Source organism: Solidesulfovibrio sp. DCME (genome assembly GCF_049995385.1).
GTDB lineage: Bacteria > Desulfobacterota > Desulfovibrionia > Desulfovibrionales > Desulfovibrionaceae > Solidesulfovibrio.
Genome location: NZ_CP188261.1, coordinates 5023619 through 5037500 on the forward strand (window position 1 = coordinate 5023619; position 13882 = coordinate 5037500).

The 13882-nt window shown below is 68.3% G+C and carries 9 protein-coding genes (1 of these 9 only partly in view); 1 reads left to right on the plus strand and 8 read right to left on the minus strand.

From position 1 onward, the window contains the following. Window positions 1–31: 31 nt before the first annotated feature. From tsaA to ACP59X_RS22230, 5 genes are all read right to left on the minus strand, one after another. Window positions 32–526: a tRNA (N6-threonylcarbamoyladenosine(37)-N6)-methyltransferase TrmO gene (gene tsaA, locus ACP59X_RS22210; RefSeq protein WP_428562753.1), complete on the minus strand. Its 495-nt coding sequence runs from the start codon at window positions 524–526 to the stop codon at window positions 32–34. A gap of 224 nt (window positions 527–750) precedes the next feature. Next, a complete protein-coding gene (locus ACP59X_RS22215) occupies window positions 751–1935 on the minus strand; it encodes a GGDEF domain-containing protein (RefSeq protein WP_428562755.1) in 1185 nt (394 codons plus the stop codon). A 449-nt stretch (window positions 1936–2384) separates the two neighbouring features. Next, a complete protein-coding gene (ahcY, locus tag ACP59X_RS22220; protein WP_428562757.1) occupies window positions 2385–3809 on the minus strand; it encodes an adenosylhomocysteinase in 1425 nt (474 codons plus the stop codon). After that, the gene (locus ACP59X_RS22225; protein ID WP_428562760.1) at window positions 3806–4753 is read right to left on the minus strand and encodes an ArsR/SmtB family transcription factor; all 948 of its coding nucleotides are present in this window, start codon (window positions 4751–4753) and stop codon (window positions 3806–3808) included. The genes ahcY and ACP59X_RS22225 overlap by 4 nt, the downstream gene beginning before the upstream one ends. Window positions 4754–4873: 120 nt before the next feature. Further along, complete coding sequence (locus ACP59X_RS22230; RefSeq protein ID WP_428562762.1) at window positions 4874–7267, minus strand: methyl-accepting chemotaxis protein; 2394 nt, start codon at window positions 7265–7267, stop codon at window positions 4874–4876. 393 nt (window positions 7268–7660) lie between these two features. Between ACP59X_RS22230 and ACP59X_RS22235 the strand changes: the two genes are divergently transcribed. Next, window positions 7661–9358, plus strand: coding sequence for a hypothetical protein (locus tag ACP59X_RS22235; RefSeq protein ID WP_428562764.1), 1698 nt, complete (start codon window positions 7661–7663; stop codon window positions 9356–9358). A gap of 37 nt (window positions 9359–9395) precedes the next feature. Here the strand turns inward: ACP59X_RS22235 and ACP59X_RS22240 are convergent, their stop codons facing one another. The 3 genes in view from ACP59X_RS22240 to ACP59X_RS22250 are tightly spaced (at most 34 nt apart) and all read right to left on the minus strand, a layout consistent with a single transcriptional unit that may run on beyond the window. Next, window positions 9396–11216, minus strand: a complete 1821-nt coding sequence (locus tag ACP59X_RS22240; RefSeq protein WP_428562766.1) for an ABC-F family ATP-binding cassette domain-containing protein — start codon at window positions 11214–11216, stop codon at window positions 9396–9398. Window positions 11217–11250: 34 nt separating this feature from the next. Next, the gene (locus ACP59X_RS22245; protein WP_428562768.1) at window positions 11251–12948 is read right to left on the minus strand and encodes a GGDEF domain-containing protein; all 1698 of its coding nucleotides are present in this window, start codon (window positions 12946–12948) and stop codon (window positions 11251–11253) included. Next, on the minus strand, window positions 12938–13882 hold the 3' portion of the coding sequence (locus ACP59X_RS22250; RefSeq protein ID WP_428562770.1) for a branched-chain amino acid ABC transporter substrate-binding protein. The gene runs 333 nt beyond the window's last position; the window shows 945 of its 1278 coding nt (coding positions 334–1278); its start codon lies off the right edge, out of view; it ends in the stop codon at window positions 12938–12940. The genes ACP59X_RS22245 and ACP59X_RS22250 overlap by 11 nt, the downstream gene beginning before the upstream one ends.

Consider the following 13882-nt stretch of genomic DNA (forward strand, 5'->3'; position numbering starts at 1 on the left):
CGGGCAAACACTCCTTCCTTCGGGCGCCGGATCAGCGGAACCGGTCGTCGGAAACATAGGTGCCGGCGTTTTCGGCCTTGGCGGCGAACCAGCCCACGCGGCCGGCCCGCCAGACGTCAAAGTGCGGCACATAGGGCTTGATGTCGAGCACCGGCGTGCCGTCGAGGACATCCACGTTGCGCAGGTGCACGGTGGTGCCGTCCACGCCGGCCAACTCCAGCACGGACAGGCCGATGGGGTTGGGCCGCTTGGGCGAACGGGTGGCGAAGATGCCGTGGTCGGCGTTGTCCAGAAACGGCCGCACGACCAGGTCGTAGCCCGTGACCCGATGCAGGTGGTAGAGCAAAAACACGTGGGAAAAGCCCTCGAGGTCCCGCAGGCCGCCGGCGAAATCGGCATGGACCTCCACGTGCCCGGCCACGCCGAGGGCGCCCACGGGCTGGATGGGCATGCCCTTGATGTCGCGAAAGGGGGAACGCAGGATACCGATGGCACGGTAGGCAATGTCTTGAGGCAGGCTGTTCACGGCACTTCCTTGCGGGCATGCGGCCCGGCCCGGGGGAGATATCAAGAATCGGGCCAGGCCGGGACACCCCGGGCTGACGGGTTTCCTGCCGGTTGGAGCCGGCACGCCGGACAATTCCGTATTGGAGCGATACAAAGTTGTCGACAGCAAGGCAACTGCCTTAAAAGACACGAAAATTGAATTTCGCGTGTCAGCGAGGCGGACAGTGGAAGGGTACGGCCGGCTCAGGCTTCGGCGCGGCTTGGGGAATTGGCGAGGGCGTCGGCGTGGAGGATCGTGTCGCGGGCCATGTCCTTGGCGGCCAGCAAGGCCATGTCGGCCAGGCGCATGAAATCGGCGCCGTTATCGGCCACCCCGCCCTTGTGGCTGGCCAGGCCGATGGTCACGGTCAGCGGGGCGGCCAGCCCCAGGCAGCGCCAGTCATGGCCGGCCACGGCCCGGCGCAGGCGCTCGGCCACCATGGCCGCCCGCTCGGGCGAGGCCCCGGAAAGCAGGACGCAAAACTCGTCGCCGCCGATGCGGGCCACGATGTCGTTGTCGCGAAGCTCCGTTTTGACGATCAGGGCCAGCCGGCGCAGGGCCTCGTCGCCCAGGGCATGGCCGTGACGGTCGTTGACGCGCTTGAAATGGTCGATGTCAATCAGGGCCAGGCTGGTCCAGCCCGGGCCGCAGGCAGCCGCGCGCAGCTCCCGGGCAAAGGCGGCCTCGAAGCCCCGGCGGTTCTGCAAGCCCGTCAGGTGATCGCTTTCGGCCATGAGGCGGACGTCCCGCTCGGCGCGGTCGCGATGCAGCAGCACGAATCCCAGGGTGCAGGCCATGAGGCTCGGTATGGCCAGCACGATGGCCACGTCCTGGGCCGGACCCGGGGCGAAGGGCTGCGGGTTTGGCAGCGGCGAAAACCACAAGGCCAGTCCCCGGACCATGTAGGAACAGCCGGCCAGGGCGTAGCCGGCGCCGAGCACGGCGATCGCCTGCCAGGTGAATTCTCGCATGCGCCGCAGCACCACCCAGGCGATGTTCCAGTTCAGGGCGGCGAACAGGATGGACAGCAGGAGGGACCGGACTTTGACGTCCTCGGCGAAAACGACGCACAGCAGCGTGGCCATGGCCAGCGGCAGGCCGTAGCGCCAATGCGGCCGCCTGTTGCCGAAAAAGACGTCGAAGGAGGCCCAAAAACAGACCACAGCCAGTGTGAAGAAGCTGTTGGCCAGGATGATGGAGGCGAGGTCCGGTATCTGGCCGCGCAGGCCGTAGAGGGGGACGGCCAGAATCTGGGCGACGATTCCCGCGATCCACAGGCGGGCGCCCCGGGCCCGTTTGTCGGAAAAGGTCACAAGGAGCAGCACGACAATGCAAATGTGGCTGCAAAAATAGATCACACAGGCGGTGCGGAAATCGAGGTTTTGCATTGCACGGATCGATAACCCGAAAACGGGACGCATGCAAACGTTTCCATTGTTTACCGCGCAAACTTCCTATCGCGACAGCAAGACACCATTCCTTCTGGACAGATACAGAACAGCTTCAGCGAAGCGGTTCAGCGGACCGCTCATGATATTTCGCCAGAGCAGTCACCGCAATATCACTTTAATATGCTGCCCCAGCAATCACTATTGTCAACAACACTCCGGCAACAACTGCTCAAAAGTCTTTTCCAACCTCCATTTTTGGCGAATCAACCCTATCCTGAAGCGATATTTACAGGGCAAGTAGCCTCTCATAGTGGCCAGACAGCCGGCACCGATCGCCTTTTAAAGTTCAGGCCGGACCGTCAACCGGCGAAACCCATAAAAAAGGCCGCCGGGCCATGGTCGCGGTTTCCATGGCCCGGCGGCACGGGTGGGGGAGGGCAAAAAGCCTAGTAACGGTAGTGGTCGGGCTTGTAGGGGCCGGCGGCGTCGATGTTGAGGTAGCCGGCCTGGGCCGGGGTCAGGGTTTCGAGCTTGGCGCCCAGGCGCGCGAGGTGCAGCCGGGCCACTTCCTCATCCAGCAGCTTGGGCAGGGTGTAGACGCCGATGGCGTACGGCTTGGTGGCCAGCTCGATCTGCGCCAGGGCCTGGTTGGTGAACGAGTTGGACATGACGAAGCTCGGGTGGCCGGTGGCGCAGCCGAGGTTGACCAGGCGCCCCTCGGCCAGCATCAGGATGGCGTTGCCCGAGGCCATGGTCCACTTATCGACCAGGGGCTTGATCTGGTCCTTTTTGCAGGTCGGGGTGGTCTCCAGGTAGGCCACGGCGATTTCCGAGTCGAAGTGGCCGATATTGCAGACGATGGCCCCGTCCTTCATCTTTTCCATGTGGGCGCCGGTGATGACGTCGCAGCAGCCGGTGGCCGTGACGAAAATGTCGCCCACGGGGCAGGCCCCGTCCATGGTCGTGACCTCATAGCCTTCCATGGCCGCCTGCAGGGCGCAGATGGGGTCGATCTCGGTGACGAGCACCCGGGCGCCGAAGCCGCGCATGGACTGGGCGCAGCCCTTGCCCACGTCGCCGTAGCCGGCCACGACCACGACCTTGCCGGCGACCATCACGTCCGTGGCCCGCTTGATACCGTCGGCCAGGGACTCGCGGCAGCCGTAGAGGTTGTCGAACTTCGATTTGGTGACGGAATCGTTGACGTTAATCGCCGGAAAAAGCAACTCGCCGGCCTGCATCATCTGGTAGAGGCGGTGCACGCCGGTGGTGGTCTCCTCGGAGACGCCCTTGATCTTTTTAGCCATGCGTTCGAAACGGCCGGCATCGGCGGCCACGACCGCCTTGATGCGGTCCATGATGATGGCCATTTCCTTGTTGCCGGCCGGGGCATTGAGGACGGCCGCGTCCTTGGCGCACTTGAAGCCATGGTGGATGAACAGCGTGGCGTCGCCGCCGTCGTCCACGATGAGGTCCGGGCCGGTGCCGTCGGGCCAGGTGAGCGCCATCTCGGTGCACCACCAATAGTCTTCGAGCGTCTCGCCCTTCCAGGCGAACACGGCGGCCAGGCCTTCGGCGGCGATGGCCGCGGCGGCGTGGTCCTGGGTCGAGTAGATGTTGCACGAGGCCCAGCGCAGGTCGGCGCCCAGGGCGTGCAGGCACTTGATGAGCATGGCCGTCTGGATGGTCATGTGCAGCGATCCGGTCACACGCAGGCCGGACAGGGGCTTTTGCGGGCCGTACTTTGCGATCACGGCCATCAGCCCGGGCATTTCGCCTTCGGAGAGCTGCATTTCCTTGCGGCCCCAATCGGCCTGGGACATGTCGGCGACCTTGTAGGGAAGGGTCAAATCCAGCGGCGTGACGCTCATTGGGCGCTCCTTGGGAAGGGTTGGCGGGGCGTGGCCACGGCGCGCGCCGCGACAAGCCCCCTGTTGACGGGATGTTCGGACCAATCCGCCAGGGCAAAGCCGGCGCGGTCCAGCCATTCGGAAAGTTTTTCCCGGGAAAATCCCAGCCAGCGGTCGCCGAAGCGGCGCCGCATGACCTCGTCCCCGTGGGGGGCGAAATCAATCACCACCAGCCGGCCGTCCGCAGCGAGGACCCGGCGGGCCTCGGCCAGGGCGGCGGCCGGGTCGGGCAGGTGGTGCAGGGTGAGGCAGATGACGATGAAATCGGCCTCGCCGTCGGCCATGGGCAGGTGTTCGAGTTCGCCCATGCGCGCCCCGACCGGCAGCCCGGCCGTGCGGCGCTCGGCCAGGGAAAGCATGGAGGGCGAGCTGTCCACGCCGATGACGTGCCTGGCCCGCTCGGCCAAAACCGGCAGCAACTCGCCCGGGCCGCAGCCGAGGTCGGCGGCCAGGCCGACGTCCGCCGGCATGACGGCCCGCACGAGCTCGGCCGGGTCGAGCTCGCCCAGCACCTCGCGGCGCAGGCTGGCCCAGTCCGGGGCGATGGCGTTGAAAAAGCGCCGGGTCTCGCGGCGCCGCTCGCGCAGGACCTCGTCCACGGCGGCGAGGTCGGCCTCGGGGCCGGCCCCGGCCAGCCAGGGGGCGAGCCCGGCCAGGAAGGCCGCCTCGGGCGCGCCGCCCGCCAGGCTGTAGAAGGTCCAGGCCCCTTCCCGGCGGCTGGAAAGCAGCCCGCAACCGACCAGGATGCTCAAGTGACGCGACACGCGCGACTGGCCCATGCCGAGCACGGCCACGATCTCGCCCACGGACAGCTCGTGGCGGGCCAGGATGCGCACCAGGCGCAGCCGCGTCTCGTCGGCCAGAGCCTTGAACCAGGCCAGGGGCGAAATAGTGTTGTTCAGCATATCAAGATATCCTGATATGCTGAAGTACGGACTTCATCCCCGCCCGTCAAGGGGAAAATACGTCCCCGCCGCGCCTTTGCCGGCAAGCGCGGGGACGGGCCACCCGAAGGGGTATGCCCATCACTCCCGCATGTCTTCGATCAGACGCATCAGATCCCCGGCCTGACCGGCCAGGTCCGAGACCGAGCCGGCGGCCTGGTCCATGCCGATGGCCGTTTCCTCGGCCACCTCGCCGATGGCCGAGACGGCCCGGTTGATCTCGTCGTGGGCGCTGGCCTGCGCCTTGGCCGAGGCGGCGATCTCCCGCACGGCCAGGGCCGCCTCCTCGCAGCGCGAGACAATGGCCACCAGGGAATCCCCGGAGCGCGACACCAGCCCGTTGGCCTCGTCCACGGCCTGGGTGGCCGCGACCGCCTTGCCGGCGCTGTCGTCCACGGCCGAGAGGACGGCATGCACCGAGGAAGACACCTCCCGGGTGGCGGTCATGGTCTTTTCGGCCAGTTTGCGGACCTCGTCGGCCACGACCGCGAAACCCCGCCCGGCCTCGCCGGCCCGGGCCGCCTCGATGGCGGCGTTTAAGGCCAGCAGGTTCGTCTGGTCGGCGATGTCGGAGATGACGGCGATGATGCCGCCGATGGACGTGGCCCGGCTGCCCAGGGCGTCCATGCTCTGGCGCAGCTCGCCGGAAATGTGGCTGACCTGGCCGATGGCCTTGGCCGTGCGCTCCACGGCCTCGCGCCCGGCCTTGGCCTCGGCCATGGCCGCTTCGGCGCCGGCCGCCGCCCCCTCGGCGCCGCTGGCCACGGCATCGAGGGCTTCATTGAGGCTCTCGAAAGCGGCGGCGGTCTCCTGCAACTGGGCCGTTTGGGCCATGGCCCCGTCGGACACGGCCGACACGCGGCTGGAGAGCTCCTCGGCATTGCCGGCCACATGCCGGGCGATGGACTCGGCCTCGCCGGCCACCCGGCGCAACATCTCGTTTCGGGTGACAATCAGCGCTTCCTTGGACCGGACGTCGGTCAAATCCACCACCAGGGCGAAGGCGCCGATGAGCCCCTCGTCCAGGTCGTACAGCGGCGCCGTGTCCACGCGTACGTGCCGCCCGGCCCCCGAACCGTCATCGAGCAGGAATTCCTCGCCCAGCCGGCAGGTGTGATCGTGCAAACAGCCCGTCAATTGGCCGGCGATGGCGGTATTGGCCCCGAAAACCCGGCCCGCCGGCTGGCCGAGCAGGGCCTTGTAGTCGTTGCCAAGGCCCAGAAGCGCCAACAGCGGCGGGTTGACGAAGGTGACCCGGCCCTCGGTGTCGGCCACCAGGCAGGGCAAGGTGACGGCCTTGAGGATGCTCGACGAGAAACCCAGCTTGTTTTTGATCTCGGCCACCATCATGAGCAGCCCCGAACGCAGGGATTCCATCTCGCCCCGCAGGCGCCGGGGCGGCGCGGCCGCGAAATTGCCGCCCGTCACGGCGGCCAGATAACCGAGGATGCCGGCCAGAGGGTTGAGGATTTCCCGGCGCAAAAAGACGGTGACAGCCACCAGCACCAAGGCCACCGTGACACAGGCCACCAAAAGCGACACCCGGCGCAGGCCGGAAGCCGCGGCATAGGCCTCCTCGGCCGGGGTGCGGGCAATAAGGGCAAACGGGACCGTGCCGAACCTGACCGGCGTAAAGGCCACCAGCGCCTCGCCGCCCTGGGCGCCGGCGTCGATCAGGTTGCCGGTCTCGCCGCCGAGGGCGCGGGAAACAGCCTGGCCGGTCGGCACGGCCGGAGCCTCGGTCCCGGCGGCGGAAGCCACTCGCACACCGGAATTGGTGCCCACAAGAAAAAAGTCCCGCGCCCCGCCCGTGCCCTCGCCCTGGCCCATGATGCGGGCAAGCTCCGCCTTGGGCACGCGCAGGATGGCCGCCGCCTCGATCATGGTACCGGTGTGGTTTTTCACCGGCGCGGCCACGAAGGCGACTTCCTCGCCGCCCAGGGGCGGATAGGGCGCGAAGTCGGCAAAGACCGTCTCGCCCTTCATGGCCGCGCGCCAGGCGGCGGCCAGGCTGGAATTTTTGAGCGCCCCTTCCTTGACGTCCTCGCCGACTTCCTTGCCCTGGGCCGCGCCGAAAAGCACCCGGCCGTCGTCGGCCACGAGCAGGGCGTCGCCAAAGCCCAGCACCTTGGTGAACGGCGCGAAGGCCGGCCCCACGTACTCGTGCAGGTCCTTGTATTCCGCCGTGTCCACGGCCGCCTTCTGGCCGGGCTTGGTGCCCATGAAATAATCGCGGGTCATGCCCACGGCGTTGTAGACTTCCTTGACCGAGGCCATGATGGCCGCTTCGCGAAGCCAGGTGGCGGCAGCGGCCTCCAGGGCCTCCTTGCGGCTGTCCCGGGCGGCGGACAGCCCGCCGAAGGCCTGCTCGCCGAGGACCCCCGAGGCCTGGCGCACGCTGACGACGGCGGTGACGGCCAGGGGCAGGATGCTGATGGCCAGACAGAACAGAATCAGTTTGAGCTTGAGCGTCATGGTACTTCTCGGAAACGGTCGGATTGCAACCTTCCTGGAAGCGGAAGGTCGGCCTCAGCTACCGCCGGCCCGGCCGCAGGACCATGAAGGCTTTGCGGCATTTGCGTGACGGGCGGCCGTCCCCGGCGCGCAACATTCGCCACCTCCGCGAAACCTGCCCGCATTGCGGCCCACGCCTCCGGCCCGTTTCCCCCAAGCGGCCGACACGGTCCGGTCACACGGCGAATTCCCCCTTGACGGCCACCGCTCGCCGTGCGTGTAACCGACCCGTGGCCGCCATCGACGTTGTGCCCAGACGGCCCGGGCAACGCCCGGATTCCCGCCATCCGAACCGCGGCCGCCGGACGCGTCCACCGGGGTGACCACGTGCAACAGCCTCCTTCCGCCCTCCCCATGGCACGCAACCGCCGGGCCGCAACGGGGGCGCACGCCTCGCGCCTGCTCCTGGCCCTGACCCTGGCCCTGGCCGCCGTGCGGGGCGTATCCGTGGCCGGCCTGCAGATGCCGTTTAACGGCTGGGACGAACTGCCCCACATCGCCGTGGCCTACTACGTCCACAAGACCGGCCACATGCCCACGGCCCGCACGCCCATGCCGCGCGAGCTTATCCCCTTCATCACCGCCCACCCCCACCCCACGGCCTCGCTGTGCATGCTGCGGGGCATCGACGCCAAGCCCTATCCGGGTGGCGCGGCCGCCTGCGGCGCGGAACCGCAAAAACGCTTCGACCTGTTCCTCTACCAGGCCCAGCACGGCCCGCTCTTCTACCACCTCATGGCCCTTTTATGCCCCGGCCCGGACCCGGCCAAGCTGCTCGCCTTCGCCGACGCCGGGCGCCTGTGCAACGTGGCTTTCGGCCTGGGCACCCTGTTGTTGTGGCGATGCATCCTCGGCCGGGTGTTCCGGCCCGAGGGGAGCCTTTCCTGGCTGCCGGACGGCGTCGTGTTTCTTTTGGCCAGCTTTTCCTACCTGACCTTCAACTTCGCCCGCTTCGCCAACGACGGCCTGGCGCTTTTTTGCGGCAGCGCCGCCCTGGCCGTCTATGTGGGCTGGGTCAAGCCGCGCGGGGCGGCGGGGCTGGCTGGAGGCGGGCGGGCGGCGGTCCTTGGCGCCCTGACGGGCCTGGCGGTCCTGGCCAAGGCCACGGTGTTGCCTTTGGTGCCGGTTTTTGTCGTGGTGCTGAGCCTGCCCGCGCTCACCCCGGGTCTGTCCCGGCGGCAGCGCCTGGCCGCCCTGGCCGGGCCGTGCGCCTTCCTGGCCGGCTATGCCGTGGTGGCCGGGGCCTACCATGCCCATTACCTCGTGCGCTTCGGGCAGCTCACGGGCATGCAGGAAGCCATCTACACGGCGCGGCGGGGATTTGGGCTCCTGGCCCTGCTCGGCGCGGCCAAGGACCTGGGCTACGGGCTTGTGCGCAATCCGCTTTTCTACAACGCCACGGTCTTTCTCGGCGGCTGGTCGAATCTGCAGTCTCCGGATTGGCAGAACCTCGGCTTCAAGACGGCGCTCGCCGGCTGCGGCCTGGCCCTTGGGGCGGCGCTGTGGCGCGGCGAGTCCCGGCGGCGGCTCCTGGAGCTGACGCGCCAGGCCCCGGAGCTGCCGCTGCTGTGGCTTGGCTGCGTCGCGGCCATGCTGTTCCACGCCCTGCACTCCACCCTGGCCTGGGGTTTTCCCACCACCGGCCCCTGGTACGGCATGCTGGCCTTGCCGGTGCTTTTTACCGGGCTCCTGCTGGGGCCGGCCCTCTGGGGAGGTCTGGCCGGGGCCCAGGCCTTGCTGCTGCTGGGCCTGCTTTTCAACGGGGGGGCCATGGCCGGCACCTACGGCACCTTGCTCGTCCAGGAAACGGCCACGGACAACCTGGCCGAGGCGGCCCGCATCGTCGCCGCCCACCATGCCCTCATTCCCGTCGACGCCGGCTGGACGGTGGCGGCGCAGTTCGTGCTGGTGGCCTGCGGCCTGGCCCTGGCCTTGCGGGAAGCCCTGGGCGCGACCGAGGCGGCCAAACGGTTGCGCCTGGTCGCCCTGCCCGCCCTGCGCCGCCGCAGCCTCCCCCAGCCGCCCCGGGACAGGGAGCGCACCGGCACCTGAGCCCGGGCTTGCCCTGCCTGGCGACAATCGGCGCCCACTAGGCCAGCTTGTCCTCGAGCGCGGCCCAGCGGGCGTACAGGGCTTCCACGGCCGCCTCGGCGGCCTGAAAGGTTTCCAGCCGGCGCGACAATGCGGCGCCGTCACTGGCTACGCTGGGGTCCTCCAGGGCCTGCCTGGCCGCGTCCAGGGCCGTTTCGGCCGTGGCAATGGCCTGCTCCATGCCGTCGTATTCGCGTTGCTCCTTAAACGAGAGCTTTTTGGAAGGGATCTGGGGCCGGGGCTTGTCGCGCGGCGTTTTCTCCACCTTGGCCGCCTTGGCCTGTTCCTTGCGCCGGGCCTCGAACTCGGCCTCCCACTGGGCGTAGTCGGCGTAGACCTCGCAGCCGCCGGCCCCGTCGAGCCCGAGCAGCAGCGTGGAGACCCGGTCGAGCAGCGACCGGTCGTGGGTAATAAGCACCACCGCGCCGGGAAATTCCAGCAGGCTTTCCTCCAGCATCTCCAGGGTGGGGATGTCCAGGTCGTTGGTGGGCTCGTCGAGGAGGAGCACGTCGGCCGGGCGCAGCATGAGCCGGGCGATGAGCACCCGGGCCTGCTCGCCGCCGGAGAGCAGCCCCACCGGCAAATCAAGCTGTTCCGGGCGCAGGGCGAACCGCCTGGCCCAGGTGACCACATGCACGGGCTGGCCCCGGTACAGGACGCTGTCGGCGTCCGGGGCGAAGGCGTGGCGCAGGAGCTGGTTTTTATCGAGCTGTTCGCGCTTCTGGTCGAAAACCACCACTTCCAGGCCCGGGGCAAAGGACACCTTGCCGACGTCCGGCCGCTGCTCCCCGGCCAAAACGCGCAGCAGCGTCGATTTTCCCGAGCCGTTGGGGCCGGTCAGCCCCAGGCGCCGGCCCGGCGACAGCACGATGTCGAGGTTTTCGAAAAGCGTTTTGCCCGCGTAGGCCTTGGCCAGGTTCTCGGCCACGGCCAGCCGCTTGGTCTGGCGGCCGGAGGCGGAAAAATCGATGCCCGCGCGCAGGGTTTCGCGATTGCGCGCCCGGGTGGCGGCCAACTCCTGGAAAAGCTCCCCGGCGGCCTCGATGCGAGCCTTGGCCTTGGTGGCCCGGGCTTTCGGGCCGCGGCGCAGCCATTCGACCTCGCGCCGGGCCTTGTTGGCCAGGCTGCGTTCCAGGGCGCCCTGGCTTTCGAGAAAGGCTTCCCGGGCCTCGAGGAGCGCGCTGTACGGGCCGTCGACGCTCAGAAAGCCGCGCGGATAGGCAGTGGACAGCTCGATGGTGCGCCGGCAGACATTTTCCAGGAAAAAGCGGTCGTGGCTGACCACCACGAAGGCGAAAGACGCGGCGCCCAAAAAGCGCTCCAGCCACAGGATGGTGCTCAAGTCCAGGTGGTTGGTGGGCTCGTCCAGGAGCAGGGCATCGGGTTCGGTCACCAGTGCCCGGGCGATGGACAGCCGCTTGCGCCAGCCCCCGGACAGGGCCTCCACCGCGGTCCCCGGCTCCTCGAAACCCAGCCGGCCCAGGGTCACGGACACCCGGGTGCGCTGCTGGGGATCGTCGGCCGGGCGGCCAAAGGCGGCCTCGGCCGCCGCTTCCACCACCGCCCCGACGGTCAGGCCCAGGGCGAAGGCGTCCTGCTGGGCCACGTAGGCCAGCCGCGCGCCCTGGCGCGTGGTACGCTCGCCGGCATCCGAGGCTTCCAGGCCGGCCAGGATCTTGAGCAGGGTGGATTTCCCCGAGCCGTTGGGCCCGACGAGCCCAATGCGCTCCTGGTCGGCCACGGCCAGGGAAATGTCGTCGAAGAGGCGGCGCACGCCGAAGGCTTTGGACACGTTTCGCAAGCTGACGCAGGTACCCATGGCCGGATGCGGTAGCCTACGGCGGGAGGCGCCGTCAAATGGTGCCGTCGCCGGCGACCCGGTTGCGGCCGCCCTCCTTGGCCCGATACAGGGCGGCATCGGCCCGGGCCACCAGGTCTGCCGCCTTTTCTTCGGTGGTATAGGCCGCCAACCCGAAACTGGCCGTGACCCGGCCGACGCCGGGAATGACCGTTTCCTCGAATTCGCGGCGCAGGTGCTCGGCCATGTGCCAGGCCTCGTCCACATTGGTTTCCGGGCAGACGATGAGGAACTCCTCTCCGCCCCACCGGCCAACGAGGTCGGTTTCCCGGGTCGCGGCCATGAGGATGTCGGCCGCGCGCACGAGCACCGCGTCGCCCACGGCATGGCCGAAGGCGTCGTTGATGTCCTTGAAATGGTCCAGATCGACCATGACCAGGGCAAAGGCAGAACCGTAGCGCCGGGCTCGGCGCAACTCTGCACCGAGGGCCTGATCGAGCTTTCGCCGGTTGCACAGGCCCGTCAGGCGATCGGTCAGGGACAGGGTGGCCAGCTCCCGGTTTTTCAGGTCGAGCTCGCGGTTTTTTTCGGCCAGTTCCCGAGTCCGCTGGCGCACCTTTTCCTCCAGCGTGCCCACCAGCTCCCGCAGGCGCAGGGTCATGGCATTGAACGTCCTGGACAGTTCCCCGAGCTCGTCGCGTCCGTCCTCGGGCAGCATTTCGTCGAGATGGCCGGCCCGCAGGGCCGCGGCATGGCCGGTCATGGACACGATCTTTCCGGTGATGGTGGCCTGCAGGACCCGTTCGGCCACAAGCAGGCAGACCATGCCGAGCAGGGCCGCCGCGATCAGGATGGTCCCGCCCAGGCGGCTGGCCCACTGGATACGCTGCTTGGCCGCGGCCACCTGGGAGGTGGACAGGACCTTGAGTTCGCCGGCAATGGGGTCCACGGACTTGGCTTGCAGGCTGAAGTCATTGGCATTGGCCTGAAGGGCGGCCGTGATTTCCAGGAGGCGGTCGGCCAGCCGGCCGAAATCGTCGAGGAGCGTCACGGCCCGTTCCCGCCTGTCCGCCGTCAGGTCGGGATCGTTGTCCAGCCGGTGTCGCAGCAATCGGGCCTTGTTGAGGGCCTGCTGCATGGAGGGCCGCTGCCTGGTGATCTCGTAGCGCTTTTCCAGAATGTCGATTTCCCGCACGAGCAAGGCTTCGTTGGAGGCTTCCCGCACCGTATCGCCCAGTTCGGCCAACGTCTTGCCCATGACCGTGCGGATCCCGGAATCGGGATTGTAGACCGTGGTCAGCAATTCCGTCTCGCTGACCAGGGTCTGGGAATAGCGCTTGGCCGTGGCGGCGAAGAGCCGGATGTCCACCCGGCGGGCGGCGATGGCAGCGGTCGGGGGGAGGCTGTCCACCTGCCGCTTGAGCTCCTCGCACACGGCGATCAGCCGGGCGGCCAGGGCCAGGGAGGGCTGGCAGTAGCGCTCGCGGGCCACGGCGAAATCCACTTCCGGCAGATGGAGCACGAAGTCCCGGTACAGCCGCCGGGAGGCCTCCATGAGGCCTTCCATCTCCAATATCCTCGCGCGAATCTCCATGTTGGCCTGGATGTCGTCCTCGGCCTGGCGCACCACGGTCAGGCCGATGTAGGACGCGCCTCCGGCCAGGCCGAAAATGGTGAACAGCATGCCAAAGACCAGCCAGAGTTTGGCGCCGATGCCGCATCGGGCCCAAAAGCCGGCCAACCTAGCGGGCATGGTCGTCTTCCGGGGCGTAGGTGGAGACGACATTGGCCAGCAACCCATTGACCCCGGCCCGGGGTTCGTCGAGGCGCAGTACATTGAAACGCGGCTTGGCGCAGTCGCCGAAGCGGTCGCAGGTCAGGCGTTCGGTCACGCCCGGGTAGTCGCGGGTGGCGGCCAGGGCGTCGCGCAGGGCCTGGCGCCCGATGACCGTATTGCCCTGGCCGTCGGCCTTGGCCGCTCGGGTGATGGCCGCAAAGAGGATACCGGCCGCGTCGTAGGCATTGGCGAAATAGGTCGTTGGCGGCATTTCGCCGTACTTGGCCAAGTAGTTTTCGGTCAGTGCGGCCAGGGCGGCATTGGGCGTGGGCGGGGTGGGGCCGACGAAGTACATGCCCCGGGCCGACTCCCCCACGGCGTCGATAAAGCTCTGCTCGATGAGCGAGCCGTCGCTCATCAGGCGCACGCCGGCCAGGGGCAGCATCCCCCGGGCAGCCAGAAGGACCTTGTTGCCCTCGGGCTGGAACAGGGGAAAAAAAAGCAGGTCGGCCTTGGCCGCGGCCACGGCCTCGAGGACTGGGCGCATGTCGGCATCGCCCTTGTCCACGGCCGTAAACAGCACGACCGTACCGCCGAGGCGCTCGAATTCCCGGCGAAAGCCCTCGGCCAGGCCCCGGGTGTAGATGTCGCCGTCATGGATGAGGGCGGCCTTGCGCACGTTCAGGGACACGTAGGCATACCGGGCCGCCGCCGGCCCCGAGTGTTCCTCGTTGGGGGCGGTGCGAAAGTAGCCGGGCTGCCACTTGGGCGCGCGCTCGCCGCCGATGGCGGTGAGATACGGCGCGCTGTTGTTGCCGGAGATCATGGACAGCCCGGCTTCGGTCATGACCTGGGCGGCGGCGGCCGCGTCCCCGGAACAGGTGGTGCCGAAGATCGCCACCACCTGCGA